The 25,052-nt window shown below is 35.1% G+C and carries 25 protein-coding genes and 1 tRNA gene; 25 read left to right on the top strand and 1 reads right to left on the bottom strand.

Annotated elements, in window-relative coordinates; all coding sequences use genetic code 11:
- The first annotated feature begins 31 nt into the window (after positions 1-31).
- The 15 genes from TKV_RS10430 to TKV_RS10365 all read left to right on the top strand — a co-directional run bounded on the left by TKV_RS10430 (position 32) and on the right by TKV_RS10365 (position 14,007).
- Positions 32-106 (top strand) — tRNA-Glu (locus TKV_RS10430).
- 146 nt (positions 107-252) lie between these two features.
- The gene (gene spoIIE, locus TKV_RS10425) at positions 253-2,601 is read left to right on the top strand and encodes a stage II sporulation protein E (RefSeq protein ID WP_049685881.1); all 2,349 of its coding nucleotides are present in this window, start codon (positions 253-255) and stop codon (positions 2,599-2,601) included.
- 88 nt (positions 2,602-2,689) lie between these two features.
- Positions 2,690-3,277 (top strand): vWA domain-containing protein, encoded by a 588-nt coding sequence (locus TKV_RS10420; RefSeq protein ID WP_049685880.1) that lies wholly within the window; start codon positions 2,690-2,692, stop codon positions 3,275-3,277.
- 123 nt (positions 3,278-3,400) lie between these two features.
- Positions 3,401-4,777 (top strand): tRNA lysidine(34) synthetase TilS, encoded by a 1,377-nt coding sequence (gene tilS, locus TKV_RS10415; RefSeq protein ID WP_049685879.1) that lies wholly within the window; start codon positions 3,401-3,403, stop codon positions 4,775-4,777.
- Between the two features lie 18 nt (positions 4,778-4,795).
- Complete coding sequence (gene hpt, locus TKV_RS10410) at positions 4,796-5,341, top strand: hypoxanthine phosphoribosyltransferase (protein WP_049685878.1); 546 nt, start codon at positions 4,796-4,798, stop codon at positions 5,339-5,341.
- A 70-nt stretch (positions 5,342-5,411) separates the two neighbouring features.
- Positions 5,412-7,247: an ATP-dependent zinc metalloprotease FtsH gene (gene ftsH / locus TKV_RS10405; RefSeq protein WP_049685877.1), complete on the top strand. Its 1,836-nt coding sequence runs from the start codon at positions 5,412-5,414 to the stop codon at positions 7,245-7,247.
- Positions 7,248-7,422: 175 nt separating this feature from the next.
- The gene (locus TKV_RS10400; RefSeq protein ID WP_049685876.1) at positions 7,423-8,808 is read left to right on the top strand and encodes a PAS domain-containing sensor histidine kinase; all 1,386 of its coding nucleotides are present in this window, start codon (positions 7,423-7,425) and stop codon (positions 8,806-8,808) included.
- Between the two features lie 320 nt (positions 8,809-9,128).
- Positions 9,129-9,494: a hypothetical protein gene (locus TKV_RS10395; RefSeq protein WP_049685875.1), complete on the top strand. Its 366-nt coding sequence runs from the start codon at positions 9,129-9,131 to the stop codon at positions 9,492-9,494.
- Positions 9,495-9,643: 149 nt separating this feature from the next.
- Positions 9,644-9,796, top strand: coding sequence for a methylmalonyl-CoA mutase family protein (locus tag TKV_RS14290; protein WP_236617251.1), 153 nt, complete (start codon positions 9,644-9,646; stop codon positions 9,794-9,796).
- 47 nt (positions 9,797-9,843) lie between these two features.
- Positions 9,844-10,089, top strand: coding sequence for a cobalamin-dependent protein (locus tag TKV_RS10390; RefSeq protein WP_236617250.1), 246 nt, complete (start codon positions 9,844-9,846; stop codon positions 10,087-10,089).
- A 183-nt stretch (positions 10,090-10,272) separates the two neighbouring features.
- On the top strand, positions 10,273-11,823 hold the full coding sequence (locus TKV_RS10385) for an acyl-CoA carboxylase subunit beta (protein ID WP_049685874.1): 1,551 nt from the start codon (positions 10,273-10,275) through the stop codon (positions 11,821-11,823).
- Between the two features lie 12 nt (positions 11,824-11,835).
- Positions 11,836-12,084, top strand: a complete 249-nt coding sequence (locus tag TKV_RS10380; protein WP_049685873.1) for a sodium pump decarboxylase subunit gamma — start codon at positions 11,836-11,838, stop codon at positions 12,082-12,084.
- Positions 12,085-12,102: 18 nt separating this feature from the next.
- On the top strand, positions 12,103-12,501 hold the full coding sequence (locus TKV_RS10375) for a DUF2118 domain-containing protein (protein WP_049685872.1): 399 nt from the start codon (positions 12,103-12,105) through the stop codon (positions 12,499-12,501).
- Positions 12,502-12,649: 148 nt separating this feature from the next.
- Positions 12,650-13,177, top strand: a complete 528-nt coding sequence (locus tag TKV_RS10370; RefSeq protein WP_049685871.1) for an ECF transporter S component — start codon at positions 12,650-12,652, stop codon at positions 13,175-13,177.
- A gap of 62 nt (positions 13,178-13,239) precedes the next feature.
- The gene (locus tag TKV_RS10365) at positions 13,240-14,007 is read left to right on the top strand and encodes a type III pantothenate kinase (protein WP_049685870.1); all 768 of its coding nucleotides are present in this window, start codon (positions 13,240-13,242) and stop codon (positions 14,005-14,007) included.
- 6 nt (positions 14,008-14,013) lie between these two features.
- On the opposite strand, the gene TKV_RS10360 is transcribed toward TKV_RS10365, so the two are convergent.
- Positions 14,014-15,123: a GerAB/ArcD/ProY family transporter gene (locus tag TKV_RS10360; RefSeq protein WP_049685869.1), complete on the bottom strand. Its 1,110-nt coding sequence runs from the start codon at positions 15,121-15,123 to the stop codon at positions 14,014-14,016.
- Between the two features lie 96 nt (positions 15,124-15,219).
- On the opposite strand from TKV_RS10360, the gene TKV_RS10355 reads away from it, so the two are divergent.
- From TKV_RS10355 to folE, 10 genes are all read left to right on the top strand, one after another.
- Positions 15,220-16,755 (top strand): spore germination protein, encoded by a 1,536-nt coding sequence (locus TKV_RS10355; protein WP_049685868.1) that lies wholly within the window; start codon positions 15,220-15,222, stop codon positions 16,753-16,755.
- 1 nt (position 16,756) lies between these two features.
- Positions 16,757-17,941: a Ger(x)C family spore germination protein gene (locus TKV_RS10350; protein WP_049685867.1), complete on the top strand. Its 1,185-nt coding sequence runs from the start codon at positions 16,757-16,759 to the stop codon at positions 17,939-17,941.
- Positions 17,942-17,945: 4 nt separating this feature from the next.
- Positions 17,946-18,170: a hypothetical protein gene (locus TKV_RS10345; protein WP_049685866.1), complete on the top strand. Its 225-nt coding sequence runs from the start codon at positions 17,946-17,948 to the stop codon at positions 18,168-18,170.
- A 125-nt stretch (positions 18,171-18,295) separates the two neighbouring features.
- Positions 18,296-19,339, top strand: coding sequence for an IS30 family transposase (locus tag TKV_RS10340; RefSeq protein WP_049685865.1), 1,044 nt, complete (start codon positions 18,296-18,298; stop codon positions 19,337-19,339).
- A gap of 303 nt (positions 19,340-19,642) precedes the next feature.
- On the top strand, positions 19,643-20,167 hold the full coding sequence (locus TKV_RS10335; protein WP_003871472.1) for a helix-turn-helix domain-containing protein: 525 nt from the start codon (positions 19,643-19,645) through the stop codon (positions 20,165-20,167).
- Between the two features lie 4 nt (positions 20,168-20,171).
- A complete protein-coding gene (locus tag TKV_RS10330; protein ID WP_049685864.1) occupies positions 20,172-21,077 on the top strand; it encodes a hypothetical protein in 906 nt (301 codons plus the stop codon).
- 16 nt (positions 21,078-21,093) lie between these two features.
- On the top strand, positions 21,094-22,182 hold the full coding sequence (locus TKV_RS10325) for an NAD(P)H-binding protein (protein WP_049685863.1): 1,089 nt from the start codon (positions 21,094-21,096) through the stop codon (positions 22,180-22,182).
- A 163-nt stretch (positions 22,183-22,345) separates the two neighbouring features.
- Complete coding sequence (gene greA, locus TKV_RS10320) at positions 22,346-22,819, top strand: transcription elongation factor GreA (protein WP_012995973.1); 474 nt, start codon at positions 22,346-22,348, stop codon at positions 22,817-22,819.
- A gap of 19 nt (positions 22,820-22,838) precedes the next feature.
- Positions 22,839-24,338, top strand: coding sequence for a lysine--tRNA ligase (gene lysS, locus TKV_RS10315; RefSeq protein WP_049685862.1), 1,500 nt, complete (start codon positions 22,839-22,841; stop codon positions 24,336-24,338).
- A gap of 139 nt (positions 24,339-24,477) precedes the next feature.
- Positions 24,478-25,044, top strand: coding sequence for a GTP cyclohydrolase I FolE (gene folE / locus TKV_RS10310; RefSeq protein WP_049685861.1), 567 nt, complete (start codon positions 24,478-24,480; stop codon positions 25,042-25,044).
- Positions 25,045-25,052: the final 8 nt, after the last annotated feature.

Raw genomic sequence — 25,052 nt, 5'->3', positions numbered from 1 at the left:
CAAAATATGATAAAATAAGAAATGTCTTTGGGGCCCCGTGGTCAAGTGGTTAAGACACCGCCCTTTCACGGCGGCAACACGGGTTCGAATCCCGTCGGGGTCACCATTTAATTTTAGAATAAAATGTCGCACAAAGCTGCGGCATTATTTTTTTATGTCGAAAGAAAAATTACATTTATAACAAAAAATAACAAATTAATCCATCGCCTCGGTGATATAATTAAGAAAAAAATAAGAGGTGGTGGTTAATTTATGCAAAACACAAATGTTTTACCTTATAATCGAGTTGCAAAAATTCACCAAACTGAAAATAAAGAGAGAAACATATCTAAAGATGTGCGCCAAATTATTTTGCTGTCAATTGTGGGTTTTTTTATGGGGAGAGCTGCTATTTTTGACAATCTTTTACCTTTCGGGATTGCTTTTTTTGCTGTTGCCATGATGCATAAAAAAAGGTATTCCCTTGTAGGAATTGGCATTTTGTTAGGAGTATTGACTTTGCACAACGTAAATAATTTTAAATATCTTTTAGCACTTGTACTGATTTTTTTACTGGAAAGTATTTTTAAAATTAAACCGCAAAACACCATAAAAGTTTCTTTGATTACTTTTGTTTCTCTTTTTGTTTCAGGCGTTTTGTTTAGCTACACTTATGGTTTTTTACTTTTTGACATTATCATGAGTTTATATGAAGCAGTAACTGCAATGCTGATGGTGTTTGTATTTAGTCAAGCTGTTGCGCTGATTTTGAGCACAAACAGAAAAATTATATCAAATGAGGAGTTAATCTCTTTAAGCATATTAGTAGGTCTTATCATACTAGGACTTAATCATTTAAATGTGTGGAAATTTAGTTTAAATGGTATATTTGGAGTTTTTATAATACTTTTAAGTTCGTATATAGGCGGTGCTGGCGTAGGAGCCAGTGTAGGTACAACTATAGGGCTTATTGGCAGTTTGTCTTTTCTTCAAATGCCAGTATCTATAGGGTTATTTGGTTTTGCGGGGTTGCTATCTGGCAGTTTAAAAAAATTAAATAGGTTAGGGGTAGTTTTGGGATTTGTGACAGCCGTCTTTATTATTACATTTTATGTAACTACTAATATGAATATTCTTGTAAATCCTTATGACCTTTCTTTAGCTTCGTTGATGTTTGTCGCACTTCCTAAAAAATATTTTACAAAGGCAGAGGAGATAGTAAAGGGAAATAGGCGCTTAAATCACAGAAATTACAATGAAAAGTTAAAAGAAGTGGTGACGGATAGGTTAAAAGAGTATTCCAAGGTGTTTGATGAACTTTCTAAGAGTTTTAAGCAGGTGAACGAAAAGGTACTTGACCACAAAGACATTTCTTATTTGTTTGAAGAGATTGCAAATAGAACTTGTACCCAATGTGTGATGTACAAAACCTGTTGGGACAAGGAATTTTACAATACTTACAAAAGTATGTTTGAAATAATAGAACATCTTGAGGGTTCAGGTAACCTTGAAAACAATAGATTGTATAGAAAGTGCATAAGATTTTCTGAGCTTATGAGCACTACCAAGTACTATTTAGGGATTTATAAAATAAACATGCAGTGGAGAGAAAGGTTAAAAGACGCAAAAGGGTTGATTGCCAACCAGTTAAAAGGGGTTTCTGATGCTATATCTAACATAGCTGATGACATCAGCATGAACATTGCTTTTAAAGATGAATTAGAGCAAATAATGATGGTGGAGCTGGACAAAAAAGGTATACCGGTAGAGGATGTCATAATATATGATGCAGGAGAAGGAAATATTAATGTAAAAATATACAAAAAGGCTTGTTATGCTACAAGAGAATGCGATAAAAAAATTGTGCCAATTGTTTCTGAAATAATAGGGGAAAGGTACGAAAGGAAAAATAGGATTTGTTCTATAGACCATACAGGAAGATGTGTACTTAAGCTTACAAGAGCAGAAAGCTTGCAGGTTTCAACGGGTATAAGCAGGGTCAGCAAATCAAAAAACAAAATTTCTGGAGACACTTATTCTTTTATGGAGTTGGAAGGCGGAAAATATATGGCCGCATTAAGCGATGGAATGGGATTTGGGTATAAAGCTGCTTCTGAAAGCAGCACTACTATTTCACTTCTTGAAAAATTTATAGAAGCAGGATTTGACAAGCATTTAGTCATTCAGACGTTGAACTCTGTATTAGCTTTGAGGTCTGCTGAAGAGATGTTTTCTACGGTTGATATAATGTTTTTAGACAAATTTACTGGCGAAGCAGAGTTTATCAAAATTGGCTCTTGTGCTACTTTCATTAAAAGAGGAAATGATGTTGAAATTATTGAGTCCAGTTCTCTTCCAATAGGCATATTAGAGGATATTGATGCCGACATACATGAAAGAAAGTTAAAAGACGGAGACTTTGTAATATTGATTACTGATGGTGTTTTGGAATGTTTTGAAAAAGATAAAGAGATAGGTTTTTCTAGGTTAGTCAGTGAAATTTCTGTGAGAAATTCTCAAGACATGGCGGAAATTTTAATGAAAAGGTGCCTTGAATTGTGTGATAACAATCCTAAAGATGATATGACAATTTTGGTTTCAAAGATATGGAAAAAAATTTAAGAATGACACTGCATCTGAATAATCCTTCCACAAAATGGAGAAAATATAGTGAGTAACTAAAAATGACCAATTTGTGGAGGGATTTTTTGTGTCAAGAATTTTAAAACAAATCACAGTTGTGACGGATGGCAAGTCAAACATTGATGAAAATTCGGCGGAGGCTGTGAAAGAAGCGAGAGAAAAAGGGATAATTGTAAATGCTATAGGCATATTGCCGGAAGAAAACAGCCTTTGTGCACAACAGATTATTGAAATAGCGAAAAATGGGGAAGGTACTTATGACATTGTTCCTATTGAGTTTTTGCGAAAGTCTTTGATGATGGTGACGCAAAAGTCTGTTCAAATGACTTTACATAAAGCTGTTAACAGTGAACTTAAAAATATTCTTGGAAAAAGCTTAGAAGAAATAAATCCGAACGTAAGGGTACAGATTGTAGATTATATAGAAAGATTAACTGATAATATAGATTTGAAGATTGCTATTTTAATGGATGCAAATAACATTATGAAAAATAGGCTTGACAAATCAAAAATAAGTGTAGTAAAACTTTTCAAACCCCTTAAAGGAAGAAAGGGGAAAACCGACATACACCTTATTTCTTTAAATCCTTCTATTGCTTTTGCCATAAGAAAGGCCATTAGCTTTTTGGAAAGTGAATACAGCAAAGCTGAATAGATGATATAACTTTATATAAGCTTTGTGCTAAAGATATTTGATTTGGAGGATGTGATATTATATAATATTGTATATCATTATATAGTCATGGAATATATCTAATATCGTAACAAGGGGATAAAAATGATTGAGAAAGTTGTCTCTACTATTAAAAAATACAAAATGATTGAAAAAGATGATGGTATTGTGATGGGTGTATCTGGAGGACCTGACTCCCTCTGTATGTTTGACATTTTGTACAACTTGAAAGATGTTTTCCATGTAAAGTTGTATGTGGTCCATGTAAATCATATGATAAGAGGCGAGGATGCAAAGAGGGATGCGCGATTTGTTGAAGAATTGTGCCGCAAATTAAACGTCCCATTTTTTTTATTTGAAAGGGATGTAAAATCAATTGCTAAAGAAAAGGGATATTCAGAGGAAGAGGCAGGCCGTCTGGTAAGGTATGAAGCTTTTAATCAAGTGTTAAAGGAAGTAAAAGCTAATAAAATAGCAGTAGCCCATAATAAAAACGATTTAGTAGAGACAGTGTTTTTAAACATTATAAGGGGTTCAGGTGTGACAGGGCTTGTTGGAATAAAGCCTGTAAATGGCAATATTATAAGGCCTCTTATAAAGATAGAGAGAGAGGAAATAGAAAATTACCTTAGAGAAAGAGGTCTACAACCAGTAATAGATGTGACAAATTATAAAGAATTTTACAAAAGAAACAAAATAAGGCTTAGTTTAATTCCTTACATAAACAAAATTTTTGATGTCGATATAGTAGAAAATATTTATAGGATGTCGAAAATTATTTTAGAGGAAAATGAGTACTTAGAAAAAGAGAGTGAAAAACTTTTTGATGAAGTTTGCACTCACAAACAGGATGAGGTTTTGGCTGATATAGAGGAATTAAAATCCCAACACATTGCTATTCAAAGAAGAATAGTAAGACTTATGTATCAAAAGTTAAAGGGAGATTTCTACGGATTGGAATATATTCACGTAGAAGATGTGTTAAGCCTTTTGGATAAACAAACTTCTTCAAAAGTCGACTTACCCTTTGAAATTGAAGTGCTAAAAAGTTATAATAATCTTATAATGAGAAAAGTAAAACCAAAAGAGATAAAACCTTTTTGGAACAAATTAAGTATTCCAGGAGTTACAGAAATAGAGGGTATTGGACGATTTGAGACAACTGTTACAGAGATAGATGAAGTAAAAAATTTTAATACAGGAAAATACAAAAAGGTTTTTGACTATAATAAGATGCAGGGAGAAGTTGTAGTTAGAAGCAGGCAGCCAGGAGATGTCATTTCTCCTATTAACATGAAAGGTAGTAAAAAATTGAAAGAGTTTTTCGTCGATGAGAAAATACCTCGCGAAATAAGGGATGAAATTCCTCTAATAGCAATAGGCAATGAAATTGTATGGGTTGTGGGGTACAGAATGAGTGATAAATTTAAAGTAGATGAAAACACAAAAAAAGTTGTCATCATACAGTATACAAAATATTAAAAAGTAGGAGGTAAAGTTATGGCGAGCCCTGAGCAAGATATACAGGAAATTTTGATAACAGAAGAACAAATTAAAGAAAAAGTGGATGAATTAGGAAAAATTATAACAAAAGATTATGAAGGGAAGGACCTTGTTCTTATAGGAGTTTTAAAAGGAGCCATAATGTTTATGGCCGATTTATCCCGTGCTATAGATTTGCCATTGGCAATAGATTTCATGGCTGTGTCCAGTTATGGTAATTCTACTCGTTCTTCAGGTATAGTGAAAATAATTAAAGACCTTGACATAAACATTGAAGGCAAAGATGTGCTTATAGTGGAAGACATTATAGACAGCGGTCTGACTCTTTCATATTTGAGAGAAACTTTGTTAGGGAGAAAGCCTAAAAGTTTAAAAATTTGCACTATTCTCGATAAGCCTGAGAGAAGAGAAGCGGATGTAAAAGTGGATTATTGCGGTTTTAAAATACCAGATAAATTTGTTGTAGGTTATGGGCTTGATTTTTGTGAAAAATACAGAAACCTTCCTTTTATAGGTGTTTTAAAACCAGAACTGTACAAATGATTTGGTTTTTTAGAGATGATATGATATTATAGATTAAAGTAGTGGGACTTGTTTGAAGGAGGGGCCTTATTTGAACGATAATAACAAGATAATTAGAAGCATGGTGCTCTATTTATTAATATTTATAGCTATTTACGCAATGGTTCAATTGTATTCTCAAAGCGCCGAACCAATAACCGATATTGATTACGGACAGCTAATAAAATACATTGATGCCAATCAAGTAAAAAGCATTACCCTTGTGGGTAATGATGTTAAAGGTGTATTAAAAAATGGTACCGAGTTTAAGAGCCGTGTACCAGATGTAACAAACTTTATGAGTTTTGTAAATCCCTATATTTTAGAAGGGAAACTGGATTTTAAAAGTGAGCCACAAGTAGGTCCGCCATGGTGGGTACAAATGCTTCCTTCCCTATTTTTGATTGTCATTTTTGTTATATTTTGGTATGTTTTTATGCAACAGGCACAGGGTGGGGGAGGAAGCAAGGTTATGTCTTTTGGCAAAAGTAGAGCCAGAATGGTTACAGACAAAGAAAAAAGAGTAACTTTTAATGACGTTGCGGGTGCAGATGAAGAAAAAGAAGAGCTTCAGGAAATTGTTGAATTTCTAAAATATCCCAAGAAGTTTCTTGAACTTGGAGCGAGAATACCTAAAGGCGTGCTTTTAGTAGGTCCTCCGGGTACTGGTAAAACCCTTCTTGCAAAAGCTGTGGCTGGAGAAGCAGGAGTGCCATTTTTCAGCATAAGCGGCTCCGACTTTGTGGAGATGTTTGTCGGTGTAGGTGCTGCCAGAGTAAGAGATTTGTTTGACCAGGCAAAGAAAAATGCACCTTGTATAGTATTTATTGATGAGATAGATGCAGTGGGAAGGCAAAGGGGTGCAGGTTTAGGTGGCGGACATGATGAAAGAGAGCAAACACTAAACCAGCTATTAGTTGAAATGGACGGGTTTAGCGTCAATGAAGGCATAATTGTGATTGCCGCTACAAATAGACCTGATATATTAGACCCTGCTCTTTTAAGACCTGGAAGATTTGACAGACATGTTACTGTTGGAATTCCTGATATAAAAGGAAGAGAAGAGATATTAAAAATACATTCAAGGAATAAACCATTAGCTCCAGACGTGTCATTGCAAGTGTTGGCACGAAGAACTCCTGGATTTACAGGAGCAGACCTTGAAAACCTCATGAATGAGGCGGCCCTTTTAGCTGCAAGAAGAGGGCTTAAACAGATAACTATGGCAGAGTTGGAAGAAGCTATAACGAGAGTGATAGCAGGACCTGAAAAGAGAAGCAGGATTATGTCTGAAAAAGACAAGAAATTGGTTGCATACCACGAAGCAGGTCATGCCGTTGTAGCGAAGCTTCTGCCAAATACTCCTCCTGTCCATGAGGTTACGATAATCCCAAGAGGGAGAGCTGGAGGCTATACCATGCTTCTTCCTGAGGAGGATAAATATTACATGTCAAAATCTGAGATGATGGATGAGATAGTTCATCTTTTAGGGGGACGCGTTGCAGAAAGTTTGGTGTTGAATGACGTAAGTACGGGTGCTCAAAATGACATTGAAAGAGCAACAAATATCGCGAGAAAGATGGTTACGGAGTACGGCATGAGCGAAAGATTAGGGCCTATGACTTTTGGCACTAAAAGCGAAGAAGTATTTTTAGGACGTGATTTAGGCAGAACGAGAAATTACAGTGAAGAAGTAGCTGCAGAAATTGATAGAGAAATAAAGAGAATAATTGAGGAAGCGTATAAAAGAGCAGAATCATTGCTAAAGGAGAATATGGATAAACTTCACAGAGTAGCAAAAGCCCTTATTGAGAAAGAAAAACTTAATGGGGAGGAATTTGAAAAAGTTTTTAACGGAGAGGATATAGAGGGGGTGCAGTTTGCATAAAATACAAATAATGTATAAGTCGGAAGACTTATACATTATTTGTATTTTAAAATTTTTAGTTAACAATAAAAAAATTATTGGGAAGAAGGAGGATTTTTCTACTTTAATGTCTAATTATAATAGTGGAAGCAAAAACTTTTAAACAAAAGATGAGGGAGCGCAAGGGGGGATAATTGTGAAAACTAACAAAGCTTCTGCCGCCAATAAAAATTCTTTGCAGTGGATATGTAATCTTTTAGATAATGCACGTGATTTTTTTGTCTTGAGGGATTTAAAAGGGAAAGTGGTGCATATTAATAAAAGACTTCTTGAAATATTGGGTTATACGCCTAATGATATAGAAGACTATAATTATTTTTTTTATCAAATACTAAAATACAAAGAAATAGGTCCTTATGAAGACAGCTTAGTGGTAGAACTTACCGCGAAGTACAATATAAGGATGTCTTTTACTATAAGATATAGCCCTATAACTAACAATTTTGGAGAGAAAATAGCTTCTTTGGGATTTATGAAATTAAAGGGCTACTGTAAGGATAGACCGGAGTGTTGCATTAGCATATTTAAACATCCAATGGACATAATGAATATGACAGAAGAAGGGTTTATAATTGTTGATAACAAGTTTAATGTAGTATATGCGAATCACAGGGCTTGTGACTTATTCGGTATTAAGTATACAAAATTTATAAATGCAAAGTTTATGGAAATTATAAAAAAGTATAAACCTGATATTTCGGAGCATAGTTTACTTAAAGGGGAGAGAATAACGGTTCCAGCAAGGGGAAGTTTTGATGAAAGAGTGCTTTTGTTGAAATATGGCAAATTAAATAGTGACTGCTGGAAAACTGTTATTCTAAGAGACATAACTGAGGATTTGAAGTATCAGAGGTTAATTGAGCAAACTGAAAAATACACTGTTGCGGGTGAGTTTGCGGCGATAACTATTCATGAGATAAAAAATTCTTTGACTTCTATAAAGGGTTTTGTACAGCTTTTACAAGTTAAACATAAAGATAGCTCTACTTATTATGAAACTATCTTAGATGAAGTTGACAGAGTCTTAAATCTTATAAAAAATTATCTCGGAATAGTGAGAAATAGCGAAGAAGGTGGAGAAACTGAAATAGATATAAATACTGTTATAAATCAATATTTACTACTTTTTGAGGCAGAAGCTGTTTGCAAGAAGATTAAAATAGAAAAAAGGTTTGGCGAAATCCCCCCTATAAAAATGGACAAAAATCATGTTAAACAGCTTATTCTCAATATTGTACAAAATTCTCTCCATGCTATTGGAGAGAATGGTAAAATATTATTAGATACTAAGTATCACCCTCATAAAAAAAGGGTGGTAATAAGAGTTGCAGACAATGGAGGTGGTATAGAGAAAAAATACCTAAAAAAAGTGATTGAACCGCTATTTACTACTAAAAAAGAGGGGACAGGATTGGGGCTTGCAATTTGCAAAAGCATTGTTGAATTGTACAATGGAGATATTAAAATTTTCAGCAAAAAAGGGGAAGGTACACTTGTCAAAATAATTTTAAATGAAAGATAAAAATTAAAAAGCTGGAGGGGAAAAATGAAATCTGATATTGAAATAGCTCAAGAAGCAAAAATGCTTCACATAATGGAACTTGCAAAAAACTAGATATTGATGAAGATAGCCTTTTAAAATAGGCTAAAAAACGATGATAGCTTTAAGAGAACCTTGTTTTGTACGATGAAATTGCCAATTAGAGACAAATTATTTAAGATTGTAACAGAGATATATGGCGCAGATGATATGGAATACACAGCTTCTGCAACACCCTGCAGCAGAAAATATAGACATTGATGAAAACGGAAGGATAACAGGACTGTTTTGAGGGAGTGTAGATGAAGAAAGAAATATTGAACATACAAAATCTCACAGATGCAAAAAAAGAGCTTAGTAAATTGGATATAGAAGAAATCTCCATAAACATTATGGCACCAAAAGCTGTTTTTAGAGTTGTTAAGCTTTTTGATGTGCACCCAGCAGCTGCCAATATAATAAAGCAGGAAATGTTATCTATAGGAGGAGAGGCAGCTGTGGCGAGAGGATGCATTAACATGAGCGTTGAAAAGTCAGATGTTATAATAATGGGGACTTTAAGGCAATATCAGAGGCTTTTGGCTAAACTAAAAATGCAAAAGGGTTATTTTGGACTTAATGAGGTGGTAGAACAGTTAAAAAGCATTGTAGAAGAAATGTCTACATAGAAAAATATTTGTGATATAATAAAAAGTAGTATAAAAATTTGTAGACAGGGTAGTGAAAGGGTGTATGTGCGGCAAAGAGGTTTTCTCTTTTGCCGCTTTTTATTTTAAACCAAAAATTTTCAATGAAAAAGTAAACATTTGTTAAAAAATTGTGCTATAATGTTAGCGTAGCTTTTGACTTACCTACGCAGATAGGATATGATTCTGACCATCCTATGGCTGAAGGAGAAGTGGGAAAAGTCGGTGTAGCAAAAGGAAGCAGGAGCCACAGCAGTACAAGAAGTGGCTTTTACGTTGGCTAATGGAATAGCTTATGGGGAGGCGGCTATAAAGGCAGGTCTTGATGTGGATGAATTTGCTCCAAGGTTGTCTTTCTATAATTGCAAGAGCTTTAAGAGATGCCGGAATGGAAGTAATATACACAGGGCTCAGACAAACTCCTGAGCAAATCGTAGAAGCAGCCATACAAGAAGATGTGGATGTTGTCGCTTTAAGTATTTTGTCGGGGACTCACAACACTTTGTTTCCTAAAATAACAAAGCTTTTAAAAGGTCTTGAGATAAAAGGAATTGAAATAGTGGAGGGCAAAAAGTGAAGATGGCATTTATTAGGTGATAGTGAGATAGAGTCCTAAAAGTACCAATGGGGTACTTTTAGAGCTTTGTCAGAGAGATTAATTTTATTGTGTATTTGGAAGGTATGTGGTATATTATTTTAGTAGGTACTAATAATAACTGCTACTATTTAGTCGCAGTAAAGTTGTAAGGAGGAAATCATTATGAGTTTGTATGATATGATAGAGGACCTCAAAAGGAGAAAAGAAAAAGTTTTAGAAGGTGGAGGATCTAAAAGGATAGCAGCTCAGCACGAAAAAGGCAAATTGACTGCAAGGGAAAGAATACATAAGCTTCTTGATAAGGACAGTTTTGTGGAAATAGACCTTTTTGTGGAGCACCGCTGCTATGACTTTGGCATGGAAAAGCAAAAGTACCCTGGAGAAGGGGTTGTGACAGGATACGGCACAATAGACGGAAGACTAGTTTATGTATATGCGCAGGACTTTACAGTATTAGGAGGGTCATTAGGAGAGTATCATGCAAAAAAGATAACGAAAATAATGGATATGGCTGTGAAAATGGGAGCACCTCTCATAGGACTTAATGATTCAGGAGGAGCTCGTATACAGGAAGGGGTAGATGCGCTTTCTGGATATGGAAATATATTTTACAGAAACACTTTGGCCTCTGGCGTTATACCACAAATCTCAGTGATAATGGGACCAAGTGCAGGGGGAGCAGTGTATTCTCCAGCTTTAACAGATTTTATTTTTATGGTAGATAAGACCAGTCAAATGTTTATAACAGGTCCGCAGGTGATAAAAGCGGTTACGGGTGAAGAAGTCACCCCCGAAGAATTAGGGGGTTCGATAACTCACAATAGAGTGAGTGGGGTTGCTCATTTTAGGGGTCCAAACGATGAAGAAGTTCTTAAGATGGTGAGGAATTTATTGAGTTATTTACCTTCTAACAACTTAGAAGATCCCCCACAATACGAGACCGGCGATAATCCCAATAGAGTTTCTCAAAGGCTTATGGAGATAATTCCAGATACTCCTAACAAGCCTTATAACATGAAAGAATTAATAAGAGAAATAGTTGACAATGGAGAATTTTTAGAATCACAAGAGATGTACGCAGAAAATATCATCACAGCTTTTGCAAGACTCAATGGAAAGACGATAGGCATTGTAGCAAATCAGCCAAGGGTATTGGCAGGTGTCCTTGATATAAACGCTTCTGACAAAGCGGCAAGGTTTATCCGGTTTTGCGATGCTTTTAATATACCGATATTGAGCATAGTTGATGTACCTGGATTTTTGCCAGGGACAAATCAGGAATACGGCGGCATAATAAGGCATGGTGCAAAAATGCTTTACGCTTATTCTGAAGCTACTGTTCCTAAAGTCACTTTGATTGTAAGAAAGGCTTATGGTGGAGCATATCTCGCTATGTGCAGCAAAGACTTAGGAGCTGACATGGTGTTTGCATGGCCTACAGCAGAGATTGCAGTCATGGGGCCAGAAGGGGCAGCCAATATTGTTTTTAAAAATGATATAAGCGAAGCAGAAAATCCTGCTGAAATGAGGCAGCAAAAGATAAATGAATACAGGGACAATTTTGCAAATCCTTATAGAGCTGCAGCACGAGGTTATGTTGATGATGTAATTATTCCTTCAGAAACAAGGCCAAGGCTTATATCGGCTTTTGACATGCTTTCCAGCAAAAGAGAAACGCGTCCTCCTAAAAAACACGGAAATATTCCTTTATAAGGTGGTGCTTTTATGGCAGGGCTTTTAGACTATTTTAAAAATTTTTTTAATGACCGAGGGCAACAAGAAGAAGTTAAAAAAACAAATGAAGTAGAACATAAGGAGGATACTGAACTTATTGCTGCAATTACTGCTGCGATATCTTGTTATTTAGAAAGTGACACAAGCAATTTTTATGTAAAATCTATAATAAGACTTCCAGAGACTGCTCCTGTTTGGGCTAAAGTAGGAAGACAAGAGCAGATGAGGGCAAGACTTTGAACAAAAGGAGGAAATTTCATGAAAAAATTTAAAGTAACGGTAAACGGAAAAGTGTATGAAGTAGAAGTGGAGGAGATAAAAGAAAATAATGGGGGTTCTAAAGTAATAAAACCGACTACAGTTTCACAACTTAAAGCAGTGCCAACACAGGCACCTGCGGAATCAGCTCCAAAAGTTGATACTCCTTCTCCCGCTGCTAAAGGTTCAAAAGTTATATCTGCTCCTATGCCAGGTACAATTCTTGATGTGAAGGTTAAAGAAGGTGATAGAGTGAAAAGAGGCGATGTAGTGCTAATTCTTGAGGCTATGAAGATGGAAAACGAAATAATGGCACCTGAAGAAGGGGTTATTGTAAGCATACATGTTTCAAAAGGGTCTTCTGTAAACACTGGAGATGTGCTTGTAACTATGGATTAAAAAATTGTTGATAGATACGGCTGTTTTTGGTAAAATACAATTGCGGGTATCGTGTTCGAACCGGACAATTTTTAGCAATTTATTAAATTATAAAAAGTGGAGTTCGGAACGGTATCCTGAAAAGGAACCGGAACGGAGGTGAGTAGAATTGCAAATTAAAGCGGCAAGAGAAGGAAAAGTGTCAAAAATTTCATTAAGGCAAATAACTGTGGCAGGAATGCTTGCTGCAATATCCATCGTTTTATCTACCACCATTTTGGGTTACATTCCTTTGGGCATTGCAAATGCGACCACAATGCACATACCGGCAATTATAGGAGGAGTATTGGAAGGACCTATTGTAGGAGCTTTTATAGGTTTGATTTTTGGATTGACCAGCTTTATAAGGCAAAACACTCCCCTTTTTGCTGACCCCGTAATTGCCATATTGCCGAGGATTTTTATAGGAGTTGTAGCATACTATGCGTATAACTTGACTAAAAGCGCTGGTGTTGCAGCGGCAGCAGGAACTTTGACAAATACCATCGGAGTTTTAGGATTAGCAGTTTTACTAAAATATTTGCCACTTAAAGTTGCTTTGTTTGTCGCGCTGAAAAACGGCATATTTGAAATTATTGTCGCTGTAATATTGACAACAATAATAGTAAAGTCTTTGAAAAAAGTGTATAATAAATAGTGTATAATAAATAAAGATTAAAAGCAGGCAATTGCCTGCTTAATTTTAAGAAGGTGATAATTTTGCTTTTAGCCTTTGATGTAGGGAACACAAATATCGTAATGGGCATTTATAAAGGAAAAAAGCTTTTGCATTCTTTTAGAATATCTACTGATAGAGGCAAAACCTCTGATGAATATGGGATGTTGATAAATCAGCTGTTTGAATACAATGGATTAAAACTTAAAGATGTAGATGCGGTGATAATTTCTTCTGTTGTGCCACCTATTATACACACACTTGAATCAATGACTGTAAAATATTGCAATACCAAGCCTTTAATTGTAGGACCTGGGATAAAGACGGGAATAAATATAAAATACGATAATCCCAAAGAAGTAGGGGCCGATAGAATTGTAAATGCGGTTGCTGCTTATGAGATATACGGCGGGCCAGTTATAGTAATAGATTTTGGTACAGCTACTACTTTTTGTGCAATATCTAAAAATTGCGAATACTTAGGTGGAATAATTGCACCAGGTTTAGCAATATCTGCTGATGCGCTTTTTCAGAGGACTGCTAAGCTTCCAAAGATTGATTTGACGAAGCCTAAAACTGTAATTTGCAAAAACACAGTGGCCAGCATGCAATCAGGGATTATATATGGACATGTAGGCATGGTAGACTATATTGTGTGCAGAATGAAGGAAGAATTTGCTCCCGATGCGTATGTAGTGGCAACAGGTGGCTTTGCAAAGATGATCGCAGAGGAGTCTAAAACTATAAACACAGTAAATGACATGCTTACTTTAGAGGGTTTAAGGATAATATATGAGAGGAATATAGACTGATTCCTCTCATTTTATTTTTCTAATCTTTGCAATGATATAAAGGGTTATAGGGAAAAACACTTCAAACCAAAAAGCCTCAAACGGGAAATACCTCTGTATGTACGTGTATAATCCGTCCAAACTTTCGGATACATTTTGTGCTAAGGGTATTAAAAGGGTTGCAAGAGGTAAAAGGATAAATCGGTAGTCTACAGAATTTATTGTTTCTGCCAGTCCTTTAGCAAACAAATATGTGAATATGACTATTTTTAAGTAAATGCCCATGATCCACAAAGCCATGACGAGCGAGTCAAATCTCTGTATGTAATCGCTTATTCGCATATTTCTCACCATTTCCAAAGCTGTAAATTGGAAATTTGATGCAGTCTTTGCGCCGAATATTCCTATTGCCAACACTCCTAAAATCAAGCTGAAAGCCAATATTCCATGGCTTATTATACTGCCTTTTAAAGCTTTTTGTTTTTCTGAAATGTGAGGAAATATCAGTAGTATTATCACACTTTCAAGTGTAAAAGAAAGAATAGGTATCGCTCCTATTATAGGCGGCTTTATGCCATTTTCAAGTATTGGAAGAAAATTAGACATGTCTACTTTTGGAATTGAAAGGGTGATTACAAAAGCTAAAAGCAGCATTCCAAAAGGAAAGAGCATTTCATTCAATTTTACAATTGCTAAAAATCCCTTTGATACTGTATACATAACCGCTATCATTAAAACAATGTAAAATACTATTGAAGGAGTATGAGGCATAAAGGCATTTGCAATTATTTCTATAAGTTCTCTCATGACTAAAGAAATGCCATGTAAAAGAAAGAGTAAGTAGAGTATGGCTATTATCTTTCCTATAAACTTTCCAGCTATTTTATCCACATAGGAAAACAAAGTGTTTTCCTTAAAAAGCATCGCCAGCTTGTAATAAAACACAAAAATGGCGACAGATATTACAAATGCTATTAACACTGAAATCCATGAGTCTTGTTTTGCTGCTAAAGCGACGTAAGAAGGCAAAAAAACGTCCGCCGTTGATAATACAGTTGTAACTAACAGAAAGATTAGCTGCTTTGTAGATATTTTTTTCTCTGATGTCCTTTCCAGTTGTTCCGTTCTTTTAAACATATCCGACTCCCAAACGCATTTTTTTTATTATGTGTACAAAAATAAGATAATATTCTAAAAAAAACTTGGGATAATAATATCTGGGAGGTGAGTAAGATGCCTCATAAGGCTGCTAACCCGGAATATATAAGACAAAATTATCAATATATGATGCTTTCTAAAGATTTGGAGGAAAATATATATATTTTTCAAGTACTTTTAAAAGAAAGCAGTGATGTGGTTTTTAGAGAGTTTAATATAGGTGACAAAAAGGTAAAAGGTTTTTTGATGTACATAGATGGGATGATAGATAAATTTGTTATTGACAGAAATGTTTTAAGACCCATGATGATTGAAGCAAGAAAACTTGATGAAGTAACATATACAAAAAAGCAATTTTTTGATTACATGAAAGATTATTTTATAACTGCTTGTGATGTAAAAGAAAAAGATAAAATTGGGGATATTTTAGACGGCATATTAGAGGGAGATACTGCTGTTATAATTGACGGAATAGACAAATCGATGGTAATATCTACAAAAGGTTGGGAAGGAAGAAATATAAGTGAATCCACGACAGAATCCTATGTAAGAGGTCCTAAAGAGGCTTTTGTAGAAACTTTAAGAATAAACACTTCTATGTTGAGAAGAAGAATAAAACATCCTGATTTTGTAATTGAAAATCTAAAGATTGGAAAGTATTCTAAAACAGATGTATCTATTGCCTATGTAAAAAGCATTGCTGATGATACAGTGGTACAAGAGGTCAAAAAACGACTTAAAAAAGTGCAAATTGATGGAGTCATTGACAGCGGTTATTTGGAGGAATTTATAGAAGACAATCCCTTTTCGCCTTTCCCACAAATTGCTCATTCTGAAAAGCCAGACAAAGTAAGTGCAGAAATTTTAGAAGGGAAAGTAGCAATATTGGTAGATGGTTCACCTTTTGTACTTACAGTTCCTGTAATATTTGCACAATTTTTTCAAGCCGGGGAAGATTATTATGAGAGATATTTTTTAGCTTCAGCTCTTAGAGTTTTGAGGATTATAGCTATGCTGACGGCTTTGTTATTTCCTTCAATATACATCGCAGAGACTACTTTTCATCAGGAAATGATACCGACGCAACTGGCTATTTCTGTAGCTGCACAGAGGGAGGGAGTACCTTTTCCTGCCCTTTTAGAGGCTTTATTCATGGAAGTCACTTTTGAAATACTTAGAGAAGCAGGAATTAGGCTTCCTATGCAAGTAGGTCAGGCTGTGAGCATTGTTGGAGGTCTTGTAATAGGACAAGCAGCTGTGCAAGCAGGACTTGTATCGCCTGCAATGGTTATTGTGGTGGCATTGACGGGAATAGCTTCCTTTGCAATTCCAGCTTTTAATATAGCTATAACTTTTAGGCTTTTAAGATTTATCATAATGATTGCGGCAGGCACACTTGGATTTTTTGGGATAATCATGGTTGTTATGATGATACTTGCTCATATGGCATCATTGGAGTCTTTTGGAGTTCCATATCTTTCACCTTTGACTCCAAGTAGAGCACAAGAATTAAGCGATGTGTTGATAAGAGTGCCATGGTGGGCAAAGATATTAAGACCTCGAACTATACAGAGAAAAAATATTGTAAGGCAGGAGGATACGAGAGGATAACATGAAAAGATTTATAATATTAATTTTGACAATTACCATTTTACTGACGGGTTGCTGGGACAAGAGAGAAATAAATCAATTGGCATTTGTCCAGGGATTAGGTATTGAAAGAGGCAAAGACGACATGATACATATCATTGTAGAAATTTTAAAACCGGGCCTTCTTACAGCAGGTGGAGGTGGTGCCGGAGGTACAGGGGGAGGAAGTGCAGCTGGCAAACCTTATGCTGTTTTCCAGGCCAGTGGTGTAGATTTTGCGAAAGCATTTTCTAACTTAAATAACGAATTGCCAAGGTCTCTTTTTCTGCAGTATAACGAAATAATATTTTTGGAGGAAAAGTTTGCAACGTCTGGTATTTACCAAACTTTAGATTTTATGACAAGAAATCCGGAATTCAGGAGAACTGCCTATATATTAGTAGTAACGGGAGGAAGTTTAGAAGAGCTTTTTGATCTGCCAAGTTCCAGTGAGCTTGAAAGATATCCTTACAAAGAAGTGCTGGGAATAATAGCAAACCAACGAAATACTTCTTCTTCCTATGTATGCGATTTAAATGAGTTTATTGAGACGTTGGAAATTCCCCAAAAGGCGCCTATAACAGGGCGACTGGAGATAGTGAAAAAAGACGGCAAAGCGACAGGATTGAGAATGGTAGGGTCTGCTGTTTTTAACAAGGACAAGTTAGTGGGATTTTTAGAGGAGCAAGACACAAAGGCTGTCATGGTTTTAATGAACAAATTAAAAAGAAGTACATTGACGTTAGACAAGGGATTAAAAGGTGAAAAGGCACATATTTCTCTTGTAGTTACTAAGGCTCACACTGACATTATTCCTAAAGTCCAAGACAAAGATATTTCTTTTGATATAAAAGTCAATATAGAGGCTTATATGAATGAACAAGAGACAAAGTATGACTTGACAGAACCTCAAAATCTTGAAAAACTTCAGCTTTTAATAAATGACAAAATAAAGCAGGCAATAAATCGTGCACTTTTTATACTTCAAAAGAAATATAACGCTGATGTAGTAGGATTTATAAATATCCTTCATCAAAGAAAGCCTAAAGAGTGGAAAAAAGTTCAGCAAGATTGGGATAAAATTTATCCTGATGTAAAGTTTAATGTGACAGTAAAATCAATAGTAAGAAGGACAGGTCTATCTTCAAAGCCTATACTCCCGAGGTGATTTTATGATCAAAATACTTGCTCTTACATTGATTTTTATGATTATCTCATTGGTTGAGGTACCAGGTCTTGTAAGACAAAAAAAGATTAAAGAAGTCATTGTGATTTTTGCCTTTCTTATTATCGGGTACATATTAAACTTGCTCTACCTTTTAAATATACAAATTACCCCTACTAATAAAATAGTTCAATCTTTATTAAAACCAATTGAAAAATTTTGGGGACAATAATCCAGAAAAAGTATTTTATCGGTTAGTTGTATAATTAAATGCAACAGATAAAAAAATAGAAACCATAGTGAAAATCGTGTATGATATAGGTGTCAACTAAACATCATACAAGGAGGATTTTCACTATGGTTCATAATAATTGTACCACAAAAAAGCGTTCTTTTAAACATTTAAGTAGCTATGAACGAGGAGAAATCTATGCATTACTCAAGGAAGGAAGGAGCATTCGGTATATTGCTAAAAAACTTAATCGATCTCCAAGTACTATAAGCCGTGAAATTAAACGTGGAACTACTACACAACTTAGAAGTGATTTGTCTTCTTATACAAGCTATTTTCCTGAAACTGGTCAGGCTGTCTACGAAAAAAATCGTTCAAATTGTGGAGCTAAATTTAAAGCAGCTAAAGCAGAAGATTTTTTGAAATATGCTGAAAATAAAATATTAAATGAAAAATGGTCACCAGACGCAGTTGTAGGTTATTGTAAGAAGGACCCAAGTTGGAATAATAAAACCATTGTTTGTACTAAAACACTCTACAACTATATAGATAGAGGATTATTAAAAGTTAAAAACATTGATTTACCTTTAAAACTACGCTTAAAACCAAGGAAGAAACAAAACCGTAAAAATAAACGTATTATGGGTAAAAGTATTGATTTTAGGCCTAAAGAAGTTGAAAGCCGCGAAGTTTTTGGACATTGGGAAATAGATACGTTAATTGGCAAGAAGTCTAATGACAAGGTCCTTTTAACATTAATAGAGCGTAAGACTCGCCATGAAATAATATTACTATTGGATACAAAAGACAGTAAATCTGTTAAAGATGCACTATCAAAATTAAAAGATATGTTTGGTGACAATTTAAGCAAGGTCTTTAAAACAATAACATCTGATAATGGTACAGAGTTTAGTGATTTAGAAAGTGCTCTTTTAGAATATGGCGTAGAAGTATATTATACACATCCATATTCATCTTGGGAAAGAGGTACAAATGAACGACATAATGGTCTTATACGACGTTTTATCCCTAAAGGAAAAAGTATTAGAGATTTATCTATAGATACGATAAAGAGAGTAGAAAATTGGCTTAATAACCTTCCACGAAAATTGTTAAATTATAAAACACCTAAAGAATGCTTTTATGAGGAACTGGCAAAAATTTGTTAAGCCCATCTCTTATAAAGTATAGAGCTCGTTCGTGATTTGTCAAGGGGCAGGCTTCGCCTGACTTAAACCCTTGACAAATCACGACCTTCGCTCAATTTGTTAACTAAGATGGGCTTAAGGTTATATATGATTTGTTCCAAATCCTATATCTACATGATTTTCATTAGGTGTTGCATTTAATATTGCAATTTATAAAAGTATTTTATCTGGATTATTTTTCTTTTTGGTATTGAAATTTATTTAAAAAAGTATTAAAATTGTAATTAATGTGAGCACAAAATGTGCACACGGGAGGTTGTGCAAATGAAATTTATTAAAATTGGTGATAAGACTATAAATTTAGAGAAATTACACGGCATAATAGATAAAATAATTGAAATGAGACAAAATGGTCTTTCACAGCAAGAGGTTGCCTCTCGCTTTAAAGTTGACAGAAGTTTTGTCTCGAGACTAGAAAGTTTAGGTGAGGTTAGAAAAGGAGGAAATATTGCTGTAGTAGGTTTTCCTATAAAAAATAAAGAGGAATTGGAAGAGCTTTTAAGAGAGTGGGGAGTTAATTTTACACTTCTTTTGTCTGAGAAAGAGAGATTGAGCTTGGCTGAAAACATGAGTGGTGTGGAGCTTTTTAACATGGTAATGGACTTGATTGCTAAAATTCAATCTCACGACGTGATAATATTTTTAGGTTCAGACAAAAGGAGCCAATTGGTAGAAGCTATATTTGACAGAGATATCATAACTATAAATATTGGACATTCTCCTTTGACAGAAGATGTATATGTTGACCCTGAAGTAGTAAAAGAGATATTGAATTCATTGAAAGGGTGAAAATATGAAGAGGGTTGTAAGTATAAGCATAGGTTCTTCCAGAAGAAATAAAACAACAGAGGTAGAGATTTTAGGAGAAAAATTTATAATAGAAAGAATAGGAACTGATGGGGACTTGAAAAAAGCCATAGAACTTATTAAAGAGTTGGATGGAAAAGTTGACGCTTTTGGAATGGGAGGAATAGATTTATACCTTTCAGCAGGCAATAAAAGATATATCATAAAAGATGCATTGCCGTTAAAAAATGCAGCAAAGATTACGCCAATTGTGGACGGCTCGGGGCTTAAAAATACACTTGAAAGAAAAGTAATAAAATACATACAGAAAAAAGGAATAGTTGATTTAAAAGGGAAAAAAGTGCTTATGACAAGTGTTATGGACAGGTTTGGCATGGCACAAGCTTTTTATGAAGAGGGTGCACGACTTATTATAGGGGATTTGATGTTTGCTTTGAATATCCCTATACCCTTGCATTCCTTAAAGGTTGTGTATTTTCTTTCTTTTATCATTGTGCCGATTGTGGTACGTCTTCCCTTTGAAATGATTTATCCCACAGGAGACAAGCAATTGAAAATAGATAGTAAAAAATATGAAAGATTTTATAAAGAAGCAGACATAATTGCAGGGGATTTTCTTTTTATCAAAAAATACATGCCAGAAAGGCTTGATGGAAAGATAATAGTGACTAACACAGTTACACAGGAAGATGTAGATATGATGAAGGAGAGGGGGGTAAAAATACTAATTACTACTACTCCGAATATAGGTGGTAGGTCTTTTGGAACAAACGTGATGGAAGGAGTTCTTGTGGCAATAGCAGGGAAAAAGCAAGAAGAAATGACACCACAAGACTACGATGAACTTTTAAATAAAATAGGTTTTGAACCTAGAATAGAATATTTACAGTAATAGGGAGGTAATTTCTATGCATAAATTTGCTTTTATAATACATCCTATAGAATACGAAGATGTAAGCCGCAAATTTAAAATAATGGAGAGGCTTCCGAGAAGGGTTGTTGAAGGTTTCACAAGGCTTCTTCCGCCAATGAAAGTATCTGAGATAACGGGTGTTAAAAGTGAATATGCCGAAACAGAAGGTTGGTTTGTGGCTGTTCCCCTTATATCTGAACAAATGTTAAAGTTGCCTGAAGACTATGTTCTTAACAAGATAATAAAAGCAGTAAAAATTGCAGAAAATTTGGGGGCAGAAATTGTTGGCTTAGGTGCCATGACATCTGTTGTGGGAGATGCAGGAATAACAATTGCTAAAAATTCAAACATTGCTGTAACTACTGGTAACAGCTACACAGTTGCTACAGCAATAGAGGGTGCGGTAAAAGCCGCTGAAATGATGGGAAAAGATGTAAGAGATTCCCATGTAGTAGTGATAGGAGCCACAGGTTCAATAGGGAAAGTTTGTGCTGAAGTTTTGTCAAGAGATGCTAAATATATGACTCTTGTGGCAAGAAACAAAGAAAAGTTGCAAGATTTTAGAGATTATCTTCTAACAAAGACTGGCATGTCTATCCATATCACTTCAGACGTAAAAGAGGCTTTAGAAGATGCGGATATAATAATTACTGTCACTAGTGCTGTGGATACAGTGATAAAGCCTGAATATTTAAAACCAGGGGCTGTTGTGTGTGATGTGGCAAGACCAAGGGATGTGTCAAAAGAAGTTGCTGATAAGAGAGATGACGTTTTGGTCATAGAAGGCGGGGTTGTTGAAGTTCCTGGGGATGTGGATTTTCACTTTAATTTTGGTTTTCCTCCCAAAACAAGTTATGCTTGCATGGCAGAAACCATGATTCTTGCTATGGAAGGGCGAATTGAAAATTATTCTTTAGGGCGAGATTTGACTGTAGAACAAGTGGATGAGATATCAAAACTTGCTAAAAAGCATGGGTTTAAATTAGCGGGATTTAGGAGTTTCGAGCGAGAAGTTACAATGGAAAAGATAGAATCTGTGAGAAAAAACGCCAAAAAGAAATTAAAAGAGTGGAAATTTGCATAATTTGAACTTGACTTTATATGTTAACTGATTTATAATAACCCATATGGAAAATTACACAAGCACTGCTTAAGCAGTGCTTGTGTATTAATATTAACATAAAATTCACTGTGATTACATAAGAATAAAATACAATTTTCAATAATTTGATAAAGGAGAATAGTCTATGAGTAAGCCGGTAATTTTGACTTATGAGGGACTTAAAAAATTAGAAGAAGAACTAGAATATCTAAAGACTGTAAAAAGAGCAGAGGTGGCAGAAAAAATAAAACAAGCGAGAGCTTTTGGAGATTTAAGTGAAAACTCAGAATATGACGAAGCAAAAAATGAACAAGCATTTATAGAAGGTAGGATTGCTACCTTAGAAGCCATGCTTAAAAATGCAAAAGTGATTGACGAAGAAGACATAAAACTTGACCAGGTTAGCATTGGCTGTACTGTAAAAGTCTATGATGAATCTTATAATGAAGAAGTAGAGTATACGATTGTAGGTTCAGCAGAAGCAGATCCGATGAACAACAAAATATCTGACGAATCTCCTATAGGAAAAGCTTTATTAGGGAAAAAAGTGGGAGATGTTGTGTCTGTTGAAGTTCCTGCCGGAATCATCAATTTAAAAATATTAGAAATACGCAAATAAAGGGTGATGGAGGTATAATATGTCTAATTCAAATGATAACATTTTGAACAACACTGAGGACCTCAATGAACTTTTGCGAATTAGAAGGAATAAACTGGATATTTTAAAAAGTTTGGGGATAGAACCTTACGGAATAGATAGGTTTGAAAGAACTAATTTATCCTCTGACATTAAAAACGATTACGAAAAATTCGAAGGCAAAATAGTCACTCTTGCTGGAAGAATCATGTCTAAAAGGACACATGGAAAAGCTTCTTTTGCAGATATTCAAGACAGGGATGGTAGGATACAGATATACGTTAAGTATGATACTGTAGGAGAGAAAAATTACGAAGTTTTTAAGATTCTTGACATTGGCGATATAATAGGTGTTACTGGAGAAGTTTTTAAGTCTAAAACAGGAGAAATAACTATTCGAGTGACAGATTTTAAGCTTTTGGCTAAATCTCTCCAAATACTTCCAGAAAAATGGCATGGTTTGAAAGACCCTGATTTGCGATATAGGCAAAGATATACAGATTTAATAATAAATCCTGAAGTCAAAGAAGTATTTTTAAAGAGGACACAGATAATAAAAGCTATAAGGGAATTTCTTGACAACAGAGGATTTTTAGAAGTGGAAACTCCTATTCTTCACACAATAGCAGGAGGTGCTGCCGCAAGGCCTTTTATCACTCATCACAATGCTTTAGATATTGACATGTATTTAAGAATAGCGTTAGAACTTCACTTAAAAAGGCTTATCGTTGGAGGACTGGAAAAAGTCTATGAAATGGGCAGAGTATTTAGAAATGAAGGAATGGATATAAGGCACAATCCAGAATTTACTTTGTTGGAACTTTACGAAGCCTATACGGATTATTACGGTATGATGGAAATTACAGAACAATTATTTGCTTACGTTGCTCAAAAAGTCAATGGCAGCACCAAGATAATATATCAGGGGACAGAAATAGACTTAACTCCTCCGTGGAGAAGAATTACCATGGTGGATGCAATAAAAGAATATGTTGGTGTAGACTTTAATGAAGTAAAGACTGACGAAGAAGCGGTAGCTATAGCAAAGAAATTGAATCTTGAGACAAAAGAAGGAATGAAAAAGGGAGAAGTAATAGCACTTGTTTTCGACGAATTGGTAGAACAACATCTGATACAACCAGTGTTTATAATGGATTATCCGGTTGAGATTTCTCCTTTGGCTAAAAGAAAACACGACAATCCTCAATTTACCTCCAGATTTGAAGCTTTTATATACGGAAGAGAAGTGGCAAATGCTTTCTCTGAATTAAATGACCCCATAGACCAAAAAGAGAGATTTTTAGAACAATTAAAGCAGAGGGAAGCTGGAGACGAAGAAGCCCATATGATGGATGAAGATTTTATAAATGCTCTTGAGGTTGGTATGCCTCCAACGGGAGGATTGGGAATAGGAGTAGACAGGCTTGTCATGTTTATGACAGATGCTTATTCAATAAGGGATGTAATACTTTTCCCTACTATGAAACCTAAAAATGAATGAGTTTAAAAAGCAGTGGCAGGAATGCTTTTTTATAAATTTGATTTAAAAGGGAAGGCCTTTCGCTTTTTATAAGGTGTGGCTTTTTATCCATAAACGTAATATAATAGACTTGTTAACTTAAAAAGAAGGGGTATTGCATATGATAGATAAAGAAAAGATTAAAAAAGCTGTAAGAGACATACTTGAAGCTATAGGTGAAAACCCGGATAGGGAGGGCCTTTTAGAGACACCTGACAGAGTAGCTAGAATGTACGAGGAAATTTTTGCAGGGCTTCATACAGATGTAAAGGATGTTATAAAGTTTTTTCAGGAAGATGAGCATCAGGAAATAATCCTTGTAAAAGACATATCATTGTATTCTATGTGTGAACACCACCTTTTGCCGTTTATAGGAGTTGCCCATGTAGCATATTTGCCAAGGAAAGGTAGAATTTTAGGCCTTTCAAAATTGGCGCGCATTGTGGACATTTTAGCGAAAAGGCCACAGCTTCAAGAGAGGTTGACAAGCGAAATCGCAGATACCATAATGGAAGCAGTAAATCCTTTAGGTGTTGCTGTTGTCATTGAGGCAGAACATCTGTGTATGACAATGAGGGGCATTAAAAAACCTGGGGCTAAAACTGTCACTTCTGCTTTGAGAGGAGTATTTAGAACAGATCAAAAATCCAGAGCAGAAGTCATGTCTCTTATCAATTCTAAGAGATAGGGAGGAAG

Origin of the sequence: Thermoanaerobacter kivui, from assembly GCF_000763575.1 — a bacterium.
GTDB lineage: Bacteria > Bacillota > Thermoanaerobacteria > Thermoanaerobacterales > Thermoanaerobacteraceae > Thermoanaerobacter > Thermoanaerobacter kivui.
This window is presented reverse-complemented; position numbering and strand designations above follow the sequence as displayed.